The organism is Pseudomonas sp. R4-15, from assembly GCF_055768815.1.
Map to the genome: position 1 here is coordinate 484,047 of NZ_CM147293.1, position 20,261 is coordinate 504,307.

Genomic DNA, 20,261 nt, shown 5'->3' on the forward strand with positions numbered 1-20,261 from the left:
AGGTGCGAATTCGTAGGATGGGTCCTACTCGGCTACGACCTCGATACCGGCATAGCCCTCGGCAGGCTCGCCCGCCAGTTGCAGTTGTCCACGCCCGGCGAGCACCCGTGCGCGCCAGTAGAGGAACAGGTCGGTGGCGAAGAAGCCATCGCAATGCGCCATGACGTCGGCCATGGCCCTGGCCAGGCGCGGGTGGCGTGAACAAGCGTCGAGCAGTTCGGCGTCGATCGTCGAGAAATCCTCGCCGAGGAATCCGTCCCCCTGCCAGCGGCGTATGCAGGCATTCTCGGTCAGCACCTCGCGCCATTGCCGGGCGAGAACCGCCACCTGAGCGCCACTCAAGAGCAACGGACTGGCGAACCGTGCCAGGGCCTCCGGCGCGTGCATGGCCACGGCCATGCGCTGCCCGGCACGCGAGCTGCCGTTGCCGCAGGCGACGCCCCAGAGCGGCGTCGGGCCGTCCTCCACGGCCGCCGCGACACGCGCCAGCAGCAATTGCTCGCTGCAACTGTCGCCGTGCCAGACCACCAGCGGGCCCGCGAGCGAGTCGAGCCCGGCCAACCAGGCCGCGTCATCGGCGAGCCCGGCGACGTCCGGGGGCGGCAGCGACGCCTCCGGCCAGACCTCGGTCCAGAACGCCTGGCGGTGCGCGCAGGGCGGTGCGTCGACGTCCAGCAACGGACCGACCGCCAGATCGTCACGCAACACGCGGATCTGCGCGGCCTCGCCCAGGACCTTTCGCACGCCTGCCACGGCATTGTCGCCACACACCAGATGCAGGGCCTGCGCCGGGAAGCTCATCAGGACTTCTTCAGCTTGGGGTTCGGATAGAACTGCACGGTGACGGTCTTCGCCTCCACCGGTTTGGCGTCATGCGCCACCCGCGTCGGCAGCTCTTTGGGTACCGAATTACCCTGGGCATCCAGGGTATCGGCATAGCCGCAGGCGGCGCACTCGCGATGCGGCACGCCGTCCTCGTCCCACATGCGGATGGTGTCCTGGGCGCTGCACGCCGGGCACACGGCACCGGCGATGAAGCGTTTGCGGGCGACGACCATCACGCGGCCTCCTGATCGAGACCCAGATGGCGCAGCAGCGCGTCGATCGACGGCTCGCGACCGCGGAACTCGGCGAACAGCACCGCCGGCTCCTGGGAGCCGCCCCGGGCGAGGATCGCCTCGCGGAAGGCACGGCCGGTCTGCGGGTTGAGCACGCCCTCTTCCTCGAACTTGGAGAAGGCGTCGGCGGACAGCACCTCGGCCCACTTGTAGCTGTAGTAACCCGCCGCATAACCGCCGGCGAAGATGTGCGCGAAGCTATTGGGGAAGCGGTTGTAGGCCGGCGGACGCATCACCGAGACCTGCTCGCGCACGCCTTCGAGCACGTCCAGCACGCTGCGCCCGTCGCCGTGGCTGGCATGCAGTTCGAAGTCGAACAGGGAGAACTCCAGCTGGCGCACCATCATCAGCCCGGACTGGAAGTTCTTCGCCGCCAGCATCTTCTCCAGCAGGTCCGCCGGCAGCGGCTCGCCGGTCTGGTAGTGACCGGAGATCAGCGCCAGGCCCTCGGGCTCCCAGCACCAGTTCTCCATGAACTGGCTGGGCAGCTCCACCGCATCCCAGGCCACGCCGTTGATGCCGGAGGCACCGGCTTCCTCGATGCGCGTGAGCAGGTGATGCAGACCGTGGCCGAACTCATGGAACAGCGTGGTCACCTCGTCATGGGTGAGCAGCGCCGGCTTGCCGCCCACTGGCGGAGTGAAGTTGCAGACCAGGTTGGCGACCGGGGTGATCAGCGCGCCATCGAGACCGCGACGCTTGTCGCGGGCGCCGTCCATCCAGGCGCCGCCACGCTTGTTGGCACGCGCGTAGAGGTCGAAGAAGAAGCGTCCGAGGCGTTCGCCGTTCTCGCGGATCTCGAACAGGCGTACGTCGGGGTGCCAGGCATCGAAGCCTTCGAGCTCCGCGATCTGGATGCCGTAGAGTCGCTCGACGATGGCGAACAGCCCGGAAAGCACCTTGTCCACCGGGAAGTAGACGCGCAGGCGCTCCTGGGAAATGGCGTAGCGCTGCTCGCGCAGCTTCTCCGCGTAATAGCCGACGTCCCAGCTCTGCAGATCGTCGCAGCCCTGTTCGGCGGCGAAGGCACGCAGCTCGGCCAGGTCCTGCTCGGCGGCAGGCTTGCTGCGCTGCGCCAGGTCCCGCAGGAAGCCGATCACCTGCTCGCTGGAGTCGGCCATCTTGGTCGCCAGCGACAGCTCCGCGTAGTTGGCGTAGCCGAGCAGCCGCGCCAGTTCCTGGCGCAGGTCGAGGATCTCTTCCATCAGCGGGCCGTTGTCGAACTCACCGGCGTTCGGTCCCTGGTCCGAGGCGCGGGTGCTGTAGGCCGCGTAGAGCTCTTCGCGCAGGGCGCGGTCATCGGCGTAGGTCATCACCGCGTAGTAGCTGGGGAATTCCAGGGTGATCAACCAGCCATCCAGGTCGCGTGCCTCGGCGGCCTGGCGCATCTGCGCGCGGGCCGACTCGGTGAGTCCGGCCAGTGCGGCTTCGTCCTCGACCAGCTTGGTCCAGGCCTGGGTCGCGTCGAGCAGTTGGTTGGAGAAGCGGCTGGTGAGGTCCGACAGCCGCGTCTGGATCTGCGCATAGCGCTGCTGCTGCTCGGCCGGCAGATCGATGCCGGACAGGCGGAAGTCGCGCAGGCTGTGCTCCAGGATGGTCTTGCGGGCGGTGTCGAAGCCGGCCACCGCCGGGCTCGCCGCCAGACGCTCGTAGGCCTCGAACAGGGCGCGGTTCTGGCCCATCTCGGTGTAGTACTCGGACAGTTTGGGCAGGCAGGCCTGGTAGGCATCGCGCAGCTCGGCGGCGTTGCACACGGCATTGAGATGGCTGACAGGCCCCCAGGCGGCACCCAGGCGCGCACCCAGCTCGTCGAGGGGCAGCACCAGGCCTTCCCAGGTCGGCTCGCTGCCCTGCTCGGCCAGCAGGCGCTGCAACGCGGCACGGTTATCGGCCAGGAGCTGCTCGATGGCAGGTTCCACGTGCTCGGCACGAATGCGCGAATACGGTGGCAGGTCGAAGGTTTCCAGCAGGGGATTCTCGGTGGTCACGGGCAGGCACCTTGCGCTTCGGATACAGGAGTCGGACCGCGACGATGGGCAGGTAGCTGCACATGGGTCCGGCAGGCTTGCGCTCATCTTATTACAATCGCCCCCTGACGCAGCCTTCGAGGTTTCTATCGTGACGATACGCAGCTACAAGCAGAACACGCCGCAACTGGGCGCGCGGGTCTTCGTCGACGCCACGGCCGTGGTGATCGGCGACGTGCATCTGGGCGACGACGCCTCGGTCTGGCCGCTGACGGTGATCCGTGGCGACATGCACCACATCCGCATCGGTGCGCGCAGCAGCATCCAGGACGGCAGCGTGCTGCACATCACCCACGCCGGGCCGTTCAACCCGGACGGTTACCCACTGGAGATCGGCGAAGAAGTCACCGTCGGCCACAAGGTGACGCTGCACGGCTGCCGCATCGGCAACCGCGTACTGGTCGGCATGGGCGCCATCGTCATGGACGGCGCGGTGGTCGAGGACGAGGTGGTGATCGCCGCCGGCAGCCTGGTGCCGCCGGGCAAGCGTCTGGAAAGCGGCTACCTGTACGTCGGCAGCCCGGTGAAGCAGGCGCGCCCGCTCAACGACAAGGAGCGCGCCTTCTTCGCCTACAGCGCCGGCAACTACGTGAAGCTCAAGGACCAGCACCTGGCCGAGGGCTTCGACCGCGCCGACAGCTGAGCCGCCCGCGACTCAGAGGAACATGCCGCCGGAGGCCTCGATACGCTGGGCATTGATCCAGCCGCTGCCCTCGTCGAACAGCGCGGCCACGGCGCCGCCGATGTCATCCGGCAGGCCGACCCGGCCCAATGCGGTATTGCCGGCGACGAAGCCGTTGAGCCCGGCATCATCGCGCACCCGGCCGCCGCCGAAGTCGGTCTCGATGGCGCCCGGGGCCAGGCAGTTCACCGCAATCCCCCGCGCGCCCAGCTCCTTGGCCATGTAGCGGGTCAGCACCTCCACGCCGCCCTTCATCGACGCATAGGCCGCGTAGCCCGGCAACGCGAAGCGCGTCAGCCCCGAGGAGACGTTGAGGATGCGCCCGCCGTCGCGCAGCAGCGGCAGCAGGCGCTGGGTCAGGAAGTACGGCGCCTTGAGGTGGATCGCCAGCAACTGGTCGAAGTCCGCCTCGCTGGTCTCGGCGAAGGACGAATGCAGGCCGATACCGGCGTTGTTGAGCAGGTAGTCGAAGCCGTCGCTGGCGAACTCGCTGCTCAGCGTCGCGCCCAGGCGCTCGGCGAAATCGGCGAAGCCGCTGCTGTCGGCGACATCCAGGGGCAACATGGCGCAGGTCACGCCCTGGGCGCGGACCTGCTCGGCCACCGCCTCGGCTTCGGCGGCCTGACTGCGGTAGGTACCGACGATATCGACGCCACGGGCGGCGAGGTGCAGGGCGGCGTTGCGGCCCAGGCCGCGGCTGGCGCCGGTGATGAGAGCGATCTTGCGAGTCATGGGCGAATCCTCGGGTTGGCGAGTGGAGGAGCCCAGACTATTGTTCGCCAGCGAGCCGATAAAGCCGCAAAATATAGAAATACTGGCCAGACAGAGCGAACAATCATGGACAAGCCGGCACTCTTCCGTACCTTCCTTCGCGTCGCTGAACTGGGCAGCTTCAGCGCCGCCGCAGATAGTCTGGGACTGCCGCGCTCGACGGCTTCCGAGCAGGTTCGCCAACTGGAGGCGCTGCTCGGCACCCGCCTGCTGCAACGCACGACCCGCCGCGTGCAGGTCACCGCCGATGGTCAGGCATTCGCCCAACGCGCACGCGCTCTGCTCGAACAACTGGAAGACGTCGAGGGCCTGTTTCGCGGCGATCGCGCGCTCAGCGGGCGCTTGCGCGTCGAGCTGCCCCTGGCGGTGGCCTGCAACCAGATAATCCCCCATCTGGAGGAGTTTCTCGCCGCTCACCCGTACCTGCAGTTGGAACTGTGCAGCGGCGACCGTCGTGTCGACCCGCTACGCGACGGCTTCGACTGCGTGCTGCGCATCGGCGAACCCCGTGACGACTCCTTGATCGTCCGCCGTCTTGGCCGACTGCCGCAGGTCAACTGCGCCAGCACGGGCTACCTGCGGCGCTTCGGCACCCCAACGCGTCTGGAGGACCTGGCCACCCACCGCCTCGTCGGCTACGGCCAGTTCGAGTCGGAAGGTTTCGAATACCGGCGCGATGGCCACGATCATCACTTGCCGATGCCGACGGCCGTGGCCGTGGACAACTCGCAGGCCTACAAGGCGGCCTGTCTCGCCGGCCTGGGGATCATCCAGGTGCCGCGCCTCGGCGTCGCCGAAGCCCTGGAAAACGGCACGCTGGTGGAAATCCTCGCGGACTACCGCGCCGCGCCCATGCCGGTCTGCCTGCTCTATACACACCCTCATCTACCGCGCCGGGTGCGTGTATTCATGGAATGGCTGCAGGCGCGTTTGGCGACGAACGGCATGCTTGAAATCGGCGAGGGCGACTCCATCTAGTGTCCTGCGGGATGCCGAAGTCGGGCCCGCAACCCTTAGAGAAACTTGCTGATATTCAGGAGATTCGACCATGACCACTTATTCTCTCGCTCCGCTGTTCCGTCGTTCCGTTGGCTTCGATCGTTTCAACGATCTGTTCGAGTCGATGACCAGCAACGACACCGGTGCCTCCTACCCGCCCTACAACGTGGAAAAGCACGGTGACGACCGTTATCGCATCGTCATCGCGGCCGCCGGCCTGCGCGAGGAAGACCTCGAACTGCAGGTTGAGCGCGACGTGCTGACCGTCAGTGGCGGGCGCCGCGAGAAAGCGGCCGAGGAAGTCACCTTCCTGCACCAGGGCATCGCCCAGCGCGCCTTCAAGCTGTCGTTCCGCCTGGCCGACCACATCGAGGTCAAGGGCGCGCGGCTGGAGAACGGCCTGCTGAGCATCGAGCTGGCCCGCGAAGTGCCGGAAGAGGCCAAGCCGCGGCGCATTCAGATCGGCAGCAGCGAAAACCGTCCGGCCCTGCAAGGCAACAGCGACGCCGCCTGATCCACTCGGGCCTAAAGACAGAAGGGGCGCCCACGGGCGCCCCTTCTGCGTTCTGCGAATCGAGGCGCCCGATAAATCGGCAGACAACAAAAAACCGCCCGAAGGCGGTTCGTTGCAGCGATGACGGGGCCTTACAGCCCGGACATCTTCTGGATGGCCGAGCGCAGCTCATCGTCGGAGCAGTCGGCACAGGTGCCCTTCGGCGGCATGGCGTTGATACCGCTGATGGCCTTGGCCAGCAACCCGTCGAGACCACCCTGCTCATCGGCACGGGTTTTCCAGGCGGCGGTATCACCGATCTTCGGTGCATTCAGCACGCCGGTGCCATGACAGGCATTGCAGTGCTTGGCGATGATGTCATCGGCACTGCGGGTACCGCCCGCGGCGCTGGCCGCAACGGCGCCCACGCCTTCGCATTCCTGGCCGCTCACGCAGACCTTGCCGACCGGTTCGAGTCGCTTGGCGATCGCATCATCGGTCGCGGCCTGGGCGGTCACGGCCCAGAGGGCCAGTACAGCGGCGCTGGCCGCCAGCATCTTGTTGATAAAATTCACCCTAACACCTCATCTTGGCTGGTATCACCCGCGGCCACGGTATCGCGAGCGCGCGCCAGTATACCGGTTACCCCGGCTCGCCGGAACAACCCTGCTCGGTGCAGGGTCTTGCGTCATCTTGTCGCACGAACTCAGAAGTTCGCCGGCGTAGTCGCCGAAAGCAGGCGCGCGGGGTGCTCGTAGGGATTGCGAAAACGATGCGGCTGGTTGCTCTCGAAATAGTAGCTGTCGCCACTTTCGAGCACGTGCACCTCGTTGCCGACGGTGAGTTCCAGGCGCCCCTCGACCAGCATGCCCGCCTCCTGCCCATCGTGGTTGAGCATCTCCGCGCCGGTGTCGGAGCCCGGCGGGTAGGTCTCGTCGAGAAACGCGATGGCCCGATTGGGATAGGCCTTGCCGACCAGTTTCATGGTCACTTCGGCACTGGAGATGTCCAGCAATTCGCTGGCTTTATAGACCACCTTGGGTTGGCTTTCCGGCTCCAGGTCGACGGAGAAGAACTCGACCAAGGACATCGGGATGCCCCCGAGGACCTTTTTCAGCGAACTGATCGAGGGCGATACGCTGTTCTTCTCGATCATCGAGATCGTGCTGTTGGTTACCCCTGCGCGCTTGGCGAGTTCACGCTGCGACAGCCCCTTGAGCTTGCGTATGGATTGCAGGCGAAAGCCGACGTCCAATGCTGGGTTCCTCCTCGGAACGGGTGGCGAAGTGGGGCATATCATGGCCGTGGCGTTCGATATTTACAACGCCTGTGCCGCCCCCTCGCGCTGGCCGGCTAGTACAGGCGCGGCACCCGCTTGAGGTTGCAGAACAGCTGATAGGGGATGGTGCCGGCGGCCTCGGCGACGCGTTCGATCGGCACTTCGCGCCCCCAGAACTCGACGCGGCTGCCCAGGCCGGCACCTGGCAGGTCGGTGAGGTCGACGGTCAGCATGTCCATGGAGACACGTCCGATCAGCCGCGCTGGCGCACCGTCGATGGAAACCGGCGTGCCGCTCGGGGCATGCCGTGGATAGCCATCGGCGTAGCCCATGGCGACCACGCCGACGCGGGTCGGCCGCTCGGTAACGAAGCGCGCGCCATAGCCGACCGGCTCGCCGGGCGGCAGCTCGCGCACGGCAATCACCTTGGACTCCAGGGTCATCACCGGGCGCAGACGCGCGGCCTGGACCTGCTCGACCTCGAACGGCGAAGCGCCGTAGAGCATCAGGCCCGGACGCGAGTAGTCGCTGGGCACTTGCGGCCAGCCGAGCAGTGCCGGCGAATTGCGCAGGCTGAGCGGCGCCTGCAGTCCGGCGCTGGCGGCGCGGAAGGCGGCGAGCTGCTCGTCGGTGCGCGGGCAGTCCAGCTCGTCGGCACGGGCGAAGTGGGTCATCAGTACCAGTTCGCCGACCTTGCCGCTGGCCAGCAGGCGGCGGTGGATGCCGGCATATTCCTGGGGATGGAAACCCACCCGATGCATGCCGCTGTCGAGCTTGAGGAAGAGTTTCAGCGGCTGGCGCGGGGAGAAGCGCTCGACGGCCTCGACCTGCCAGTGCGAATGCACCACGCACCACAGCGCATGCTCATCGATCAACGCCAACTCGTCCGCTTCGAAGAAGCCCTCGAGCAGCAGGATCGGCGCCTGCACACCCGCCGTGCGCAACTCCAGTGCCTCCTCGATGCAGGCCACGGCGAAGCCGTCGGCCTCGCTGCCCAGCGCCTCGGCACAGCGCAACGCCCCATGTCCGTAGGCATCGGCCTTGACCACGGCAAGCGCCTTGGCCCCTGCCAGTTCGCGAGCCAGGCGGTAGTTATGGACGAAGGCAGACAGATCGATCAGGGCACGAGCGGGGCGCATGGAATTCTCGGCATTGTGCAAAAGCGCCGCCGGGCGGCGGCGCGGAAGAGGGTCAGAGGGCGGCGGTAACGGTGATTTCCACCCGTATGCGCGGATCATACAGCGCAGCCTGCACGCAAGTGCGCGCCGGGGCGCATCCGGCAGGCAGCCAGGCGTCCCAGACGGCATTCATCGGCGCGTAGTCGGCCATGTCCTTGAGGTAGAGGGTGGCCGACAGCAGCTTGGCTTTGCCGGACCCCACCTCGGCGAGCAATGCGTCGATGGCCGCCAAGGTGGCGCGGGTCTGCGCGCCGGCACCCTCGGCGAACGCCTCATCGAACTGGCCGGCCAGGTAGACGGTGCCGTTATGGATCACCGCTTCGCTGTAGCGGACTTCAGTGCGCAGACGCTGGATGGGCATGCGTGCGGATCTCCGGTTGCTTGCCGTAACGGCTGATGTCGAGGCCTTCGCTGCTGATCTGCGGACGCTTGTTGGCGATCAGGTCGGCGAGGTAGCGGCCGGAGCCGCAAGCCATGGTCCAGCCCAAGGTGCCGTGGCCGGTATTGAGATAGAGATTACGGTAGGCGGTGGCGCCCACGATCGGCGTGCCATCCGGCGTCGCCGGACGCAGGCCGGTCCAGAATTCCGCGGCCGGAAGGTTACCCCCCTGGGGATAGAGATCGTTGGTGATCATCTCCAGGGTCTCGCGCCGACGCGGGTTGAGCGACAGGTCGAAACCAGCGATCTCGGCCATGCCGCCCACGCGAATGCGCTGGTCGAAACGGGTGATGGCGACCTTGTAGGTCTCGTCCAGAATGGTCGAGGTTGGGGCCATCGCCGGGTCGACGATAGGCACGGTCAGCGAGTAGCCCTTGAGCGGATAGACCGGCGCATGGATACCCAGCGGCTTGAGCATCTGCGGGCTGTAGCTGCCCAGGGCGAGAACGTAGCGGTCGGCGCTTTCCAGCTTGCCGTCGATCCACACGCCCTTGAGACGATCGCCGTCGGCTTCCAGCTGGCCGATCTCCTGGCCGAAGCGGAACTCCACGCCGAGCTCGCGGGCCATTTCGGCGAGACGGGTGGTGAACAGCTGGCAGTCACCGGTCTGGTCGTTGGGCAGGCGCAGCGCGCCCGCCAGCTTGTGCTTCACGCGTTCCAGGGCCGGCTCGACGCGCGCGATGGCCTCACGGTCGAGCAGCTCGAAGGGCACGCCGGAGCGCTCCAGTACGGCGATGTCCTTGGCGGCGGCATCGACCTGAGCCTGGGTGCGGAACAACTGGGTGGTGCCGAGCTGGCGGCCTTCGTAGGCGATGCCGGTCTCGGCGCGCAACTCGTCCAGGCAGTCACGGCTGTACTCCGACAGGCGCACCATGCGCTCCTTGTTCACCGCGTAGCGGGCCGCGGTGCAGTTGCGCAGCATCTGCGCCATCCACAGGTACTGGTTGATGTCGCCGGTTGCGCGGATAGCCAGCGGCGCGTGGCGTTGCAGCAGCCACTTGATGGCCTTGAGCGGCACGCCCGGCGCGGCCCAGGGCGAGGCATAGCCCGGCGAAACCTGACCGGCGTTGGCGAAGCTGGTTTCCTGCGCGGGCGCCGGCTGACGGTCGACGACCGTCACCTCGAAACCGGCACGGGCCAGATAGTAAGCGCTGGTGGTGCCAACGACACCGCTTCCAAGGACCAGAACACGCATGGCTGTCTCCTCGTCGGCCTGCGGCTCGACGGAAAAATAGGACCGGGTAATATCGCCAGTTTATTCGTACACAACCAGTTGTATTGACTATTTAAAAAGCTATTCTTGAAAATATTTAACGCCAAATAGCCCTTATCCCAAGGAGATTCTCTGGTGAGGACTCAACACCAATCGAAACGCGAGCTGGACCGCATCGACCGCAACATCCTGCGCATCCTCCAGCAGGACGGGCGGATTTCCTTCACCGAGCTCGGCGAACGCGTCGGCCTCTCCACCACGCCCTGTACCGAACGCGTCCGGCGGCTGGAGCGCGAGGGCATCATCATGGGCTACGCGGCGCGCCTGGACCCTCAGCAGTTGCACGCCAGCCTGCTGGTCTTCGTCGAGATCAGCCTCGACTACAAATCCGGCGACACCTTCGAGGAGTTTCGCCGGGCGGTGCTCAAGCTGCCCCACGTACTGGAGTGCCACCTGGTGTCGGGCGACTTCGACTACCTGGTGAAGGCGCGCATCAGCGAGATGGCCTCCTACCGCAAACTACTCGGTGACATCCTGCTCAAACTGCCCCGGGTCCGGGAATCCAAGAGCTACATCGTCATGGAGGAGGTCAAGGAGAGCCTGAGCCTGCCGATTGCGGACTAGGGCCTGTTCCCGTTTCATTCGCGAACCGCGGATGGCCGCCCCGCGTTCTCGCCAGAAATGGCCTGTGGTTAGGCGCAGGACGCAGCCAATGGCCACTCCCTTGGCAAGTCCTGCAACGACAGCGCAGGTCATTTCTGGCACAACCTCGGCGGCCCACCCTACGGGCCGGTGCCTGTTTTGCCGCGATACGGCGTTACTCGTCTTGGACTTACCCCGGTAAGCCCTGCGACTCGCGCGATCTCCAGGGATGGAGTGAATGCCGCAAGCCCGTCGGGAACGGGCGCGGCCTTGTCTCGCGGAAAAACAGGCGCCGGCGCGGCCGTGAATGAAACGGGAACAGGCCCTAGCCGCAGGTCGCGCGCAGCACGCGGCCCTGCTCGTCGATCTCCAGGTTCAGGCGCTGCGAATCGTAGTCCAGGGTCACCGCGTCCCGGGGGCCGAGAACCCTGACGAAGTTGGCGCCAGCATCGACGCGCGCCTGCTCGGCCATCCCGACCGACGCGGGCTGTCCAATCAGGCCCTGCACCCGAGCGGAGTCGCAGGAGCGATCCAGCGGCGCAGGCGCGGCGGCTCCCGGGGTCTGCTCCTCGGACTTGGACGCACAACCGGCCAGCACGGCGCCGGCCAGCAGGAAAACGGGTAATGCTCTGTTCATCGTTCTACCTTCTTGCGTGACTTGCTTCCTTATTAGTCCCCGTTCCGCTCGATTCGATCCGGGGCATGCTTTTTGCTCCGTCCAGTCATCTCCATCGGATGCGGAGCCCGTCATGCCCCACGCCCAGCTGACCACCCTGCACGCCGTGGCCCTGGCCATCGAGACCCTGGCCGGGCATGCCGACGACGAGCGCCTGCTGGCTGGCAGCGGTATCGCCGTCGCCGACCTGCAGCGCCCCCAGCAGCGCATCGGTGTCGACCAGGAACGCCAGGTGTTTCTCAACGCCACGCGCCAACAGCACGACCTGGGACTGGCGCTGGGGCGCCGTATGCATGTGTCCGGCTACGGGCTGCTCGGCTATGGACTGCTCAGCGCGGCGACCCTGGGCCAGGCGCTGGAGCTGGCGCTGCGCTTTCCCGCGCTGCTCGGCACGCTGTTCTCCCTGCGCCTGCGCGGGGAGGACGAATGGGTCTGGCTGGAGGCCAGCGATTACCGCGACAGCGCTGCGCTGGAGGTCTTCAACGTGGAGTTCTGCCTGGCCTCGCTGAAGCTGATCTGCGACGACCTGCTCGGCCAGCCGCTGCCTATCGAGGCGGCGCGCTTCGCCCATGCCGCGCCGGCCTGGCACGACGAATATGCGCGCAACTTTCCCTGTCCGCTGACCTTCGCCGCCGACGGCAACGGCTTCGCCTTCGAGGCCCGTTGGCTGGAGGCGCGCCTGCCGCTGGCCGACCCGGTCACCCACCGCGACATACTCGACGGCTGCGAGGCGCTCAATGCGCAGTTCGTCGCGCGCCCTTCGCCCGTCGAACGCGCCCGCCAACTGCTCGCTGCGCAATGTGCCGAGGTCCCCAGCCTGCCGGCTCTGGCGGCGCAGCTGGGCTGTTCGAGCCGCACCCTGCGGCGTCAGTTGCAGGCCGCCGGCAGCAGCTACCAGAGCCTGCTCGACGAGCTGCGCTACGCCCAGGCACGACGCCTGCTGGACGAGCAGCGCCTGCCGATCTATCGCATCGCCGAGGTCATGGGCTACGCCGAGACCGCCAGTTTCCGCCACGCCTTCCAGCGCTGGAGCGGCACCTCGCCGAGCCGCTTCCGGCAACGGGAGATGAGCGGCTGAGCGCGCGCCGAAACGGGGCAGGCGATGGCCACATCGATCCCTTTTTGGCCGCCGCCCCGGCTTTTCCCGCTCCCCGCTGGCTGCCCACAATGGCTAAAAGCACGCCTGCGGAGCCCGCCGATGCAGACCTTCTACAGTGACGACCACCACCTGCACCATGGCCGCTGCGAACTGATCGACGGCCAGCTCAAGCCCTGCTTCGAAATGCCCTCGCGGGCCGACCACGTGCTCGCCCGGGTACGCCAGCAGGGGTTGGGCGAGGTCCATGCACCCACGGATTTCGGCCGGGGCGCGATCGAGCGCATCCACAGCCTCGATTACCTGCGCTTCTTCGAGGGTGCCTGGGCACGCTGGGCCGCCGAAGGCCGCGAGGGCGACCTGCTGCCATTCACCTGGCCGGCACGCACGCTGCGCGCGCTCTGCCCGGACGACCTGCACGGCGCGCTCGGCTACTACAGCTTCGACGGCGGTGCGCCGATCACCGCCGGCACCTGGCAGGCGGCCTACAGCGCCGCCCAGGTGGCGCTCAGCGGCCAGCAGTTGATCAGCGGCGGCCAGCGCGGCGCCTTCGCCCTCTGCCGCCCGCCGGGCCACCACGCCGCCGCCGACCTCATGGGCGGTTACTGCTACCTGAACAACGCCGCCATCGCCGCCCAGGCGCTGCGCGACGGCGGCGCCGCGCGGGTGGCTATCCTCGACGTCGACTACCACCACGGCAACGGCACCCAGTCGATCTTCTACGCCCGCGACGACGTGCTGTTCACCTCGATCCACGGCGATCCGCGCTTCGAGTTCCCGTTCTTCCTCGGCTATGCCGACGAGACCGGTGAAGGCCCCGGCGAGGGCTGCAACCTCAACCTGCCGCTGCCCGCCGGCAGCGATTGGGACACCTACGCCCAGGCGCTGGAAGTCGCCTGCCAGCGGATCGCGGCACACGCGGCGGATGCGCTGGTGGTGTCGCTGGGCGTGGATACCTTCAAGGAAGACCCGATCTCCCAGTTCCGTCTGGACAGCCCCGACTACCTGCGCATGGGCGCACGCATCGCGGCGTTGGGCCTGCCCACGCTGTTCGTCATGGAAGGTGGCTACGCGGTGGAGGAGATCGGCATCAACGCGGTGAACGTACTGGAAGGCTTCGAAGGCGCCTGAGGCGCCCAAACCACTCGACCAAGGAGCATGGCATGAACAGGTTGCAACGACTGCTCGGCACCACCTTTTGCGGCGCAGCGCTGCTGGCACTGGGCATCAGCGCCGAGGCACGCGAACTGCGCGTCTACAACTGGGCAGATTACATCGAGCCACAGGTGCCCAAGGACTTCCAGGCGCAAACCGGCATACAGCTCACCTGGGATGTCTTCGAAAGCAACGAGGCCCTCGAAGCCAAGTTGCTCACCGGCCATTCCGGCTATGACCTGGTGGTGCCATCGAATATGTTCCTGGAAACCCAGATCAAGGCCGGCGCCTTCCAGAAACTGGACAAGTCGAAGCTGCCAAACTGGAAACACCTCGACCCCGCGCTCCTGGCGCTGCTGGAAACCAACGACCCGGGCAACCAGTACGGGGTGCCCTACATGTACGGCACCATCCTCATCGGCTTCAACCCGGACAAGGTCAAGGCGGCGCTGGGCGCAGATGCGCCGGTGGACTCCTGGGACCTAGTGTTCAAGCCGGAGAACATGGAGAAGCTCAAGAGCTGCGGCGTGGCGATGCTCGACTCAGCGTCGGACATATTGCCCATCGCCCTGCACTACCTGGGGCTCTCCCCCAACAGCGAAAACCCGGCCGACTACGACAAGGCGGTCGCGCTGATGATGAAGATCCGCCCGTACATGGCCTACTTCCACTCGGCCAAGTACATGACCGACATCGCCAACGGCGACATCTGCGTGGCCGTCGGCTATTCCGGCAGCTTCTATCAGTTCGCCAACCGCGCCAAGGAGGCCGGCAACGGCGTAGTGGTCGACTGGCGCCTACCCAAGGAAGGCGCGCCGATCTGGTTCGACACCTTCGCCATTCCCGCCAGTGCGAAGAACGTCGAGGAAGCCCATGAATTCCTCAACTACCTACTGCAACCCGAGGTGATCGCCTCGATCAGCAACTTCCTGGGCTATCCCAACCCCAATTCCGACTCGCTGCCCATGCTGGATAAAGCGATCAGCCAGAACCCCGGCCTGACTCCCGGGCCGGAGGCTCAAAAGACGCTCTACACCACCGCTCCGCTCTCGCCCCGCGGCGAGCGTATCCGCACCCGCGCCTGGACGACCATCAAGAGCGGCCTCTGAGTCATCGTTGCGGAACCCGGCCTGGCACGCGGCGTGCTGTGGAAGCTTTCACTATCGCCGCAGTGACCCGACGGAGCCCCTGTGAACAAGATCGACCAGGCCCTTCTCAGCATCCTCATCAAGGACGCTCGTACCTCCTACGCCGACATCGCGCGGCAACTGGGCATATCCCGGGCGCATGCGCGGACGCGGGTACAGGCGCTGGTGGAGAGCGGGGTGATCGAGAAATTCACCGCCGTGGTCAACCCGGAGAAGCTCGGCAAGGGCATCTCGACCTTCATCGACCTGACCGTGGCGCCGCATGCCATCCAGGCCGTCGCCGACCGTCTGGCCTCGACCATCGAGGTGGTCAGCCTGTACATCATGAGCGACCTGAAGAGCCTGCATATCCACACCCTGACCGACAGCTACGAGAGTTTCGATCGCTTCGTCCGCGAGCAGGTGTTCAATCGTCCGGAAATCCTCACCGTGGACTGCAAGGCGCTGCTGACGCGGGTCAAGCACCGGCGTGGCGGCGCCCGTCTGTAGCGCCTCCTAAGGGTGCGCGCGACGCCTGATGGTGCGCGACTGACATTCGATACCCCCTCGCCGCCTCCAGGCAGCAGTTCGTCAGCCTAATGTGCATCTGCAGCTTACATCTGCACGCAGAACCCGGAAATTCCGCGAAAACGCTCATCCCGCGATGCTTAACAGCACCTGTACGACGTGCAAAACGGTGCGCAAAATCCTTTTAAATCATCGAATTAACCGTGATCTAGCTGGCACGCCAGTTGCTCCGTGCAATCGCCAATCTCACTTTACATCCGATCTCTAGCGACGTCGGATGGCGACTTCGGGAGCACTATCGATGAGCATCAATCGACGTCATTTCCTGGGTGCTGGCGCCGCCGCCGGCCTGGCGCTGGGCGGTAGCACACTGGCCCGCGCCGCCAGTAGCGAGAAGACCTTCAACTGGAAGATGACCAACGCCTACGCGCCCGGCTCGCCGTTCTACGTCGAAGGGCCGGGCAGCCCGACCGACTTCTGCAAGCGTGTCGAGGCGATGTCCGGTGGCCGTCTGAAGATCCAGCACTTCGCCGCCGGCGAGCTGATCCCGGCGCTGGAAGGCTTCGATGCCGTGTCCAGTGGCATGGTCGAGATGAACGCCGCCAACGCGTTCTTCTGGGCCGGCAAGATCCCCGCCGCGCAGTTCTTCACCGCCGTGCCGTTCGGCATGAACAGCCAGGGCATGAACGCCTGGCTGTACCATGGCGACGGCCTGAAGCTGTGGGAAGAGCTCTACGCACCGCACGGCGTGGTACCGATGCCACTGGGCAATACCGGCACGCAGATGACCGGCTGGTTCCGCGAGCCGCTGCAGGGTGTGGACAGCCTCAAGGGTCTGAAGATGCGCATCGCCGGGCTCGCCGGCAAGGTCTACAGCGAGCTGGGCGTGGCCGTGCGCCTGCTCCCGGGCGGGGAAATCTTCCCGGCACTGGAGCGCGGGGTGATCGACGCCGCCGAGTTCGTCGGCCCTTACCAGGACCGTCGCATGGGCCTGCAGAAGGCGGCGAAGAACTACTACACCAGCGGCTGGCACGAGCCGACCAACGTCACCGAGCTGATCGTCAACAAGCAGGCCTGGGACAGCCTGCCCGAGGATCTGCAGGCCATCGTGCGCTTCTGCGCCCAGGCCTGCACCCTGGAGAGCTGGTCCTGGTGCGATGCGGTGAACGCCGAGGCGCTGCAGGACCTGGTGCAGAACCAGGGCGTCACCGCGCGGCCGCTGCCGGACGACATCCTCGCCCGCCTGCGCGAGGTCACCCACGACACCCTGGCGAGCATGGCCGCCAATGATGCCGAGACGAAGAAGGTCTACGACGCGTTCTTCGCCTTCCGCAAGCAGTACGTGTCCTGGGCCTCGGTGGGCGAGAAGGCGTTCATGAACTTCGGGATGACCGAACAATGAAGGCAGCCGTCCGGCGCATCGAGCAGGTCGTCGAAGCGTTCGGCGCAGTGGCACGCATTTGCGTGCTGCTGCTGGTGCTGATCGTCGCCTACGACGTGGTGATGCGTTATCTGTTCGATGTCAGCCCGGTGGCGATGCAGGAACTGGAGTGGTACCTGATCTCGCCGATCGCCCTGCTCGGCATCGCCTACACCCTCAAGCACCGCGCCGACGTGCGCGTGGACTTCCTCTACGACCGCTTCGGCCCACGCGCCAAGGCGGCGGTGGACCTGTTCGCCGGCCTGGCGACGCTGGTGATCGGCAGCTACATCGCCTGGCTGTCGTGGAAGTACATGCTGCAGGCCTACGCCATCGGCGAGGGCTCGCCGGACCCGGGCGGGCTGCCGCACCGTTTCCTGATCAAGGCCTTCCTGCCGCTGGGTTTCGCGCTGTTCGCCCTGCAGGGCCTGGCCGATGTGCTGCGTGCGTTGGGCGGTCTGCTGGAGGTGCGGCATGACGCCTAACGAATGGCTGGCCATCGGCATGGTGATCGGCTTCTTCGCGATGATGATGATCGGCATCCCGGTGGCGATGTCGCTGGCGGTGTCCGGGCTGGTCGCAGGGCTCGCCGGCTTCGGCCCGATGCTCTTCGCGCTGCTGCCGGCGCGAATGTTCGGGGTGGTCAGCAACTACACGCTACTGGCGATCCCGCTGTTCACCTTCATGGGGGTGATGCTGGAGAAATCCCGGGTCGCCGAGGACATGCTGGAAACCATCGGTCGCGCCATGGGTGGGCTGAACGGCGGCATGGGCCTGGCGATCATCCTGGTCGGCGTGCTGCTCGGCGCCTCCACCGGCATCGTCGGCGCCACCGTGGTAACCATCGGCCTGCTGACCCTGCCGACGCTGCTGCGCCGCGGCTACAACAAGAGCATCGCCTGCGGCACCATCTGCGCCTCCGGTACCCTGGGGCAGATCATCCCGCCGAGTCTGGTGCTGATCCTGCTCTCGGACATCCTCGGCCAGTCGGTCGGCTCGATCTTCGCCGCCGCCTTCGTGCCGAGCCTGGTGCTGGCGCTGATCTACGTGGCCTACATGCTCCTGCTGGGCTGGCTCAAGCCCGAGTGGGTGCCGGCGATTCCCGCCGAGGAACGTGCGCTGACCAGCCGCAAGCAGCTCTACAAGGACCTGGCGCGCAGCGTGCTGCCCCCGCTGGCACTGGTGATCGCGGTGCTCGGCTCCATCGTCGGCGGCATCGCCGCGCCCACCGAGGCCGCCTCCATGGGCGCCGCCGGGGCGTTGATCCTGGCCGCCTGCGCCCGCCGGCTGAATCGCCGCACGCTGAAGGAGACCCTGCACGGCACGCTGACCATCAGTGCGATGATCTTCCTCATCCTGCTCTGTTCACAGCCCTTCTCCCTGGCCTTCCGCGGCTTGGGCGGCGAGCGCCTGGTGCATGACATCTTCGAACTGCTGCCCGGCGGCGAGCTGGGGGCGATCCTGTTCCTGATGGCGGTGCTCTTCGTGCTCGGCTTCTTCCTCGAATGGATCGAGATCTCCTATATCGCCCTGCCGATGTTCCTGCCGGTGTTCCACGCCTACGGCACGGACATGGTCTGGCTGGCGATCCTGGTGGCGATGAACCTGCAGATGTCCTTCCTCACCCCGCCCTTCGGCTGGGCGCTGTTCTTCCTCAAAGGCGTGGCGCCGCCCGGCGTGACCACGCGGGACATCTACGTCGGCGCGCTGCCCTTCGTGCTGTTGCAGGCGCTGGCGGTGGCCGTGCTGTTCTGCTTCCCATCGCTGGCCACCTGGCTGCCCGCTGCCATAGGCTGGTAGGCACACAACAAAAAGGAACGAGTCATGCTCAAGAGTACCCATGGCGTCGGCGGCCTGTTCGTCGCGCCGCATCACCTGGCCGCCCAGGCCGGCCGCGACGTGCTGCGCGCCGGCGGCAACGCGGTGGAGGCGATGGTCGCCGCCGCCGCCAGCGTCGCGGTGGTCTACCCGCACATGAACGCCATCGGTGGCGACGGCTTCTGGCTGATCCACGAGCCGGGCAAGGCGCCGCGCGCCATCGACGCCTGCGGCAGTGCCGCGGCCCTCGCCAACCGCGACTTCTATGCCGGTCAGGCGCAGATTCCCACCCGCGGCGCGCAGGCCGCGCTGACCGTCGCCGGCACCATCGGCGGCTGGGACAAGGCCCTGCAGATCGCCTCCGCCTGGGGCGCACCGCTGCCGTTGGGCACCCTGCTCGCCGATGCCATCGGCCACGCCGAGCGTGGCAGCGTGGTCAGCCGCAGCCAGGCCGAGCTGACCGCCGACAAACGCGCCGAATTGCAGGCCGCGCCGGGTTTCGCCGAGGTCTTCCTGCGTGACGGCCAGGCGCCGCGCGAGGGTAGCCTGCAGCGCCAGCCGGCGCTGGCGGCGACCCTCCGGCGGCTCGCCGAAGCCGGGCTCGACGACTTCTATCGCGGCGAACTGGCCGCGCGCATGGCCGCCGAGCTGGAAGCCCTGGGCAGCCCGCTGCGCGCCGCGGATCTGGCGGCCTACCGCGCCGAGGAGGTCACCCCGCTGCGCGTGCGGCTGAGCGACGCCGACGTCTACAACCTGCCGCCGCCGACCCAGGGGCTGGCTTCGCTGCTGATCCTCGGCCTGTTCGAACGCCTGGGCGTGCGCGAGCGCGATGGCTTCGCCCACGTGCATGGCCTGGTGGAAGCCACCAAGCAGGCGTTCCTGGTGCGCGACCGGGTGGTGACCGACCCGCGCCGGCTGGCCGAAGACCCGCAGGCACTGCTCGATGCGGCGAACCTGGACGCCCTGGCGGCGCGCATCGACCCGCAACAGGCGCTGCCCTGGCCGCAGCCGGCGGCGCCGGGCGACACCATCTGGATGGGCTGCATCGATGCCGAAGGGCGCGCAGTGAGCTTCATCCAGAGCATCTACTGGGAGTTCGGCTCCGGCGTGGTGCTGCCATCGAGCGGCGTGATCTGGCAGAACCGCGGCATCAGCTTCTCGCTGCAGGCGGACGCCTTGCAGGCACTGGAGCCGGGGCGCAAGCCATTCCACACGCTGAACCCCGCACTGGCGCTGTTCGACGACGGCCGCGTGCTCAGCTACGGCACCATGGGCGGCGAAGGCCAGCCGCAGACCCAGGCCGCGGTGCTCAGCCGCTACCGCCTGGGTAGCGACCTGCAGGCCGCGGTCAGCGCGCCGCGCTGGCTGCTCGGGCGCACCTGGGGTGATGTCAGCACCAGTCTGAAACTCGAGGACCGCTTCGACCCGGCGCTGGTGCAGGCGCTGCGTGACGCTGGCCACGTGGTGGAGGTGCTGGGCGAGGGCTACAGCGACACGATGGGCCACGCCGGCGCGCTGCTGCGCCATCCGGACGGCGTGCTCGAAGGCGCCGCCGACCCCCGCAGCGACGGCAGCGTCTGCGCGCTCTAGCAAGGCGTTA

At 66.9% G+C, this 20,261-nt stretch carries 22 protein-coding genes; 12 read left to right on the forward strand and 10 right to left on the reverse strand.

Features of this window, described 5'->3' with window-relative positions; genetic code table 11:
- Positions 1 to 24: 24 nt before the first annotated feature.
- From ACYRGX_RS02360 to prlC, 3 genes are read right to left on the reverse strand one after another with little or no spacing between them, the layout of a single operon-like run.
- Positions 25 to 801 carry a DUF1835 domain-containing protein gene (locus ACYRGX_RS02360; RefSeq protein ID WP_473055015.1) on the reverse strand — a complete coding sequence of 259 codons (777 nt, stop codon included), beginning with the start codon at positions 799 to 801 and terminating at the stop codon, positions 25 to 27.
- The gene (locus ACYRGX_RS02365) at positions 801 to 1,058 is read right to left on the reverse strand and encodes a YheV family putative zinc ribbon protein (protein ID WP_473056617.1); all 258 of its coding nucleotides are present in this window, start codon (positions 1,056 to 1,058) and stop codon (positions 801 to 803) included. Before ACYRGX_RS02365 ends, ACYRGX_RS02360 begins: the two co-directional genes overlap by 1 nt.
- On the reverse strand, positions 1,058 to 3,106 hold the full coding sequence (gene prlC / locus ACYRGX_RS02370; RefSeq protein ID WP_473055016.1) for an oligopeptidase A: 2,049 nt from the start codon (positions 3,104 to 3,106) through the stop codon (positions 1,058 to 1,060). The genes ACYRGX_RS02365 and prlC overlap by 1 nt, the downstream gene beginning before the upstream one ends.
- A 130-nt stretch (positions 3,107 to 3,236) precedes the next feature.
- Here prlC and ACYRGX_RS02375 point away from each other — a divergent pair, with 130 nt between their 5' ends.
- Positions 3,237 to 3,788, forward strand: coding sequence for a gamma carbonic anhydrase family protein (locus ACYRGX_RS02375; RefSeq protein ID WP_473055017.1), 552 nt, complete (start codon positions 3,237 to 3,239; stop codon positions 3,786 to 3,788).
- A gap of 12 nt (positions 3,789 to 3,800) precedes the next feature.
- Here the strand turns inward: ACYRGX_RS02375 and ACYRGX_RS02380 are convergent, their stop codons facing one another.
- On the reverse strand, positions 3,801 to 4,559 hold the full coding sequence (locus ACYRGX_RS02380) for an SDR family NAD(P)-dependent oxidoreductase (protein ID WP_473055018.1): 759 nt from the start codon (positions 4,557 to 4,559) through the stop codon (positions 3,801 to 3,803).
- 105 nt (positions 4,560 to 4,664) lie between these two features.
- On the opposite strand from ACYRGX_RS02380, the gene ACYRGX_RS02385 reads away from it, so the two are divergent.
- Positions 4,665 to 5,576: a LysR family transcriptional regulator gene (locus ACYRGX_RS02385; protein ID WP_473055019.1), complete on the forward strand. Its 912-nt coding sequence runs from the start codon at positions 4,665 to 4,667 to the stop codon at positions 5,574 to 5,576.
- Between the two features lie 70 nt (positions 5,577 to 5,646).
- The gene (locus ACYRGX_RS02390; RefSeq protein WP_473055020.1) at positions 5,647 to 6,111 is read left to right on the forward strand and encodes an Hsp20 family protein; all 465 of its coding nucleotides are present in this window, start codon (positions 5,647 to 5,649) and stop codon (positions 6,109 to 6,111) included.
- Between the two features lie 131 nt (positions 6,112 to 6,242).
- Here the strand turns inward: ACYRGX_RS02390 and ACYRGX_RS02395 are convergent, their stop codons facing one another.
- The 5 genes from ACYRGX_RS02395 to dadA all read right to left on the reverse strand — a co-directional run bounded on the left by ACYRGX_RS02395 (position 6,243) and on the right by dadA (position 10,181).
- Entirely contained in the window at positions 6,243 to 6,665 is a 423-nt protein-coding gene (locus tag ACYRGX_RS02395; RefSeq protein WP_473055021.1) for a c-type cytochrome, read from the reverse strand.
- A 131-nt stretch (positions 6,666 to 6,796) separates the two neighbouring features.
- Positions 6,797 to 7,345 (reverse strand): cupin domain-containing protein, encoded by a 549-nt coding sequence (locus ACYRGX_RS02400; RefSeq protein ID WP_473055022.1) that lies wholly within the window; start codon positions 7,343 to 7,345, stop codon positions 6,797 to 6,799.
- Between the two features lie 98 nt (positions 7,346 to 7,443).
- Entirely contained in the window at positions 7,444 to 8,508 is a 1,065-nt protein-coding gene (gene alr / locus ACYRGX_RS02405; RefSeq protein WP_473055023.1) for an alanine racemase, read from the reverse strand.
- A 52-nt stretch (positions 8,509 to 8,560) separates the two neighbouring features.
- Entirely contained in the window at positions 8,561 to 8,908 is a 348-nt protein-coding gene (locus ACYRGX_RS02410; protein WP_473055024.1) for a RidA family protein, read from the reverse strand.
- The gene (dadA, locus tag ACYRGX_RS02415) at positions 8,883 to 10,181 is read right to left on the reverse strand and encodes a D-amino acid dehydrogenase (RefSeq protein ID WP_473055025.1); all 1,299 of its coding nucleotides are present in this window, start codon (positions 10,179 to 10,181) and stop codon (positions 8,883 to 8,885) included. Before dadA ends, ACYRGX_RS02410 begins: the two co-directional genes overlap by 26 nt.
- Positions 10,182 to 10,334: 153 nt before the next feature.
- Between dadA and ACYRGX_RS02420 the strand changes: the two genes are divergently transcribed.
- Positions 10,335 to 10,823 carry a winged helix-turn-helix transcriptional regulator gene (locus tag ACYRGX_RS02420; RefSeq protein ID WP_473055026.1) on the forward strand — a complete coding sequence of 163 codons (489 nt, stop codon included), beginning with the start codon at positions 10,335 to 10,337 and terminating at the stop codon, positions 10,821 to 10,823.
- A 343-nt stretch (positions 10,824 to 11,166) separates the two neighbouring features.
- On the opposite strand, the gene ACYRGX_RS02425 is transcribed toward ACYRGX_RS02420, so the two are convergent.
- Positions 11,167 to 11,478, reverse strand: coding sequence for an I78 family peptidase inhibitor (locus ACYRGX_RS02425; protein ID WP_473055027.1), 312 nt, complete (start codon positions 11,476 to 11,478; stop codon positions 11,167 to 11,169).
- Between the two features lie 112 nt (positions 11,479 to 11,590).
- Here ACYRGX_RS02425 and ACYRGX_RS02430 point away from each other — a divergent pair, with 112 nt between their 5' ends.
- The 8 genes from ACYRGX_RS02430 (at position 11,591) to ACYRGX_RS02465 (ending at position 20,251) form a co-directional block, all read left to right on the forward strand.
- Positions 11,591 to 12,595 carry an AraC family transcriptional regulator gene (locus ACYRGX_RS02430; RefSeq protein ID WP_473055028.1) on the forward strand — a complete coding sequence of 335 codons (1,005 nt, stop codon included), beginning with the start codon at positions 11,591 to 11,593 and terminating at the stop codon, positions 12,593 to 12,595.
- 120 nt (positions 12,596 to 12,715) lie between these two features.
- Complete coding sequence (locus tag ACYRGX_RS02435) at positions 12,716 to 13,744, forward strand: histone deacetylase family protein (RefSeq protein ID WP_473055029.1); 1,029 nt, start codon at positions 12,716 to 12,718, stop codon at positions 13,742 to 13,744.
- A gap of 32 nt (positions 13,745 to 13,776) precedes the next feature.
- Entirely contained in the window at positions 13,777 to 14,877 is a 1,101-nt protein-coding gene (locus ACYRGX_RS02440; protein WP_473055030.1) for a polyamine ABC transporter substrate-binding protein, read from the forward strand.
- An 81-nt stretch (positions 14,878 to 14,958) separates the two neighbouring features.
- The gene (locus tag ACYRGX_RS02445) at positions 14,959 to 15,405 is read left to right on the forward strand and encodes an Lrp/AsnC family transcriptional regulator (RefSeq protein ID WP_473055031.1); all 447 of its coding nucleotides are present in this window, start codon (positions 14,959 to 14,961) and stop codon (positions 15,403 to 15,405) included.
- 319 nt (positions 15,406 to 15,724) lie between these two features.
- Entirely contained in the window at positions 15,725 to 16,825 is a 1,101-nt protein-coding gene (locus tag ACYRGX_RS02450; RefSeq protein ID WP_473055032.1) for a TRAP transporter substrate-binding protein, read from the forward strand.
- Positions 16,822 to 17,328: a TRAP transporter small permease subunit gene (locus tag ACYRGX_RS02455; RefSeq protein ID WP_473055033.1), complete on the forward strand. Its 507-nt coding sequence runs from the start codon at positions 16,822 to 16,824 to the stop codon at positions 17,326 to 17,328. Before ACYRGX_RS02450 ends, ACYRGX_RS02455 begins: the two co-directional genes overlap by 4 nt.
- Complete coding sequence (locus ACYRGX_RS02460; RefSeq protein WP_473055034.1) at positions 17,318 to 18,643, forward strand: TRAP transporter large permease; 1,326 nt, start codon at positions 17,318 to 17,320, stop codon at positions 18,641 to 18,643. Before ACYRGX_RS02455 ends, ACYRGX_RS02460 begins: the two co-directional genes overlap by 11 nt.
- 24 nt (positions 18,644 to 18,667) lie before the next feature.
- Complete coding sequence (locus tag ACYRGX_RS02465) at positions 18,668 to 20,251, forward strand: gamma-glutamyltransferase family protein (protein ID WP_473055035.1); 1,584 nt, start codon at positions 18,668 to 18,670, stop codon at positions 20,249 to 20,251.
- Positions 20,252 to 20,261 lie beyond the last annotated feature (10 nt).

Excerpts from the sequence above, each read along its gene's own strand:
- alr (WP_473055023.1), bottom strand. The coding sequence starts at position 8,508 with ATGCGCCCCGCTCGTGCCCTGATCGATCTGTCTGCCTTCGTCCATAAC.
- ACYRGX_RS02385 (WP_473055019.1), top strand. The coding sequence starts at position 4,665 with ATGGACAAGCCGGCACTCTTCCGTACCTTCCTTCGCGTCGCTGAACTG.
- ACYRGX_RS02380 (WP_473055018.1), bottom strand. The coding sequence starts at position 4,559 with ATGACTCGCAAGATCGCTCTCATCACCGGCGCCAGCCGCGGCCTGGGC.
- ACYRGX_RS02430 (WP_473055028.1), top strand. The coding sequence starts at position 11,591 with ATGCCCCACGCCCAGCTGACCACCCTGCACGCCGTGGCCCTGGCCATC.
- ACYRGX_RS02465 (WP_473055035.1), top strand. The coding sequence starts at position 18,668 with ATGCTCAAGAGTACCCATGGCGTCGGCGGCCTGTTCGTCGCGCCGCAT.
- ACYRGX_RS02390 (WP_473055020.1), top strand. The coding sequence starts at position 5,647 with ATGACCACTTATTCTCTCGCTCCGCTGTTCCGTCGTTCCGTTGGCTTC.
- ACYRGX_RS02435 (WP_473055029.1), top strand. The coding sequence starts at position 12,716 with ATGCAGACCTTCTACAGTGACGACCACCACCTGCACCATGGCCGCTGC.
- ACYRGX_RS02455 (WP_473055033.1), top strand. The coding sequence starts at position 16,822 with ATGAAGGCAGCCGTCCGGCGCATCGAGCAGGTCGTCGAAGCGTTCGGC.
- ACYRGX_RS02425 (WP_473055027.1), bottom strand. The coding sequence starts at position 11,478 with ATGAACAGAGCATTACCCGTTTTCCTGCTGGCCGGCGCCGTGCTGGCC.
- ACYRGX_RS02440 (WP_473055030.1), top strand. The coding sequence starts at position 13,777 with ATGAACAGGTTGCAACGACTGCTCGGCACCACCTTTTGCGGCGCAGCG.
- ACYRGX_RS02365 (WP_473056617.1), bottom strand. The coding sequence starts at position 1,058 with ATGGTCGTCGCCCGCAAACGCTTCATCGCCGGTGCCGTGTGCCCGGCG.
- ACYRGX_RS02450 (WP_473055032.1), top strand. The coding sequence starts at position 15,725 with ATGAGCATCAATCGACGTCATTTCCTGGGTGCTGGCGCCGCCGCCGGC.
- ACYRGX_RS02410 (WP_473055024.1), bottom strand. The coding sequence starts at position 8,908 with ATGCCCATCCAGCGTCTGCGCACTGAAGTCCGCTACAGCGAAGCGGTG.
- ACYRGX_RS02460 (WP_473055034.1), top strand. The coding sequence starts at position 17,318 with ATGACGCCTAACGAATGGCTGGCCATCGGCATGGTGATCGGCTTCTTC.
- dadA (WP_473055025.1), bottom strand. The coding sequence starts at position 10,181 with ATGCGTGTTCTGGTCCTTGGAAGCGGTGTCGTTGGCACCACCAGCGCT.
- ACYRGX_RS02360 (WP_473055015.1), bottom strand. The coding sequence starts at position 801 with ATGAGCTTCCCGGCGCAGGCCCTGCATCTGGTGTGTGGCGACAATGCC.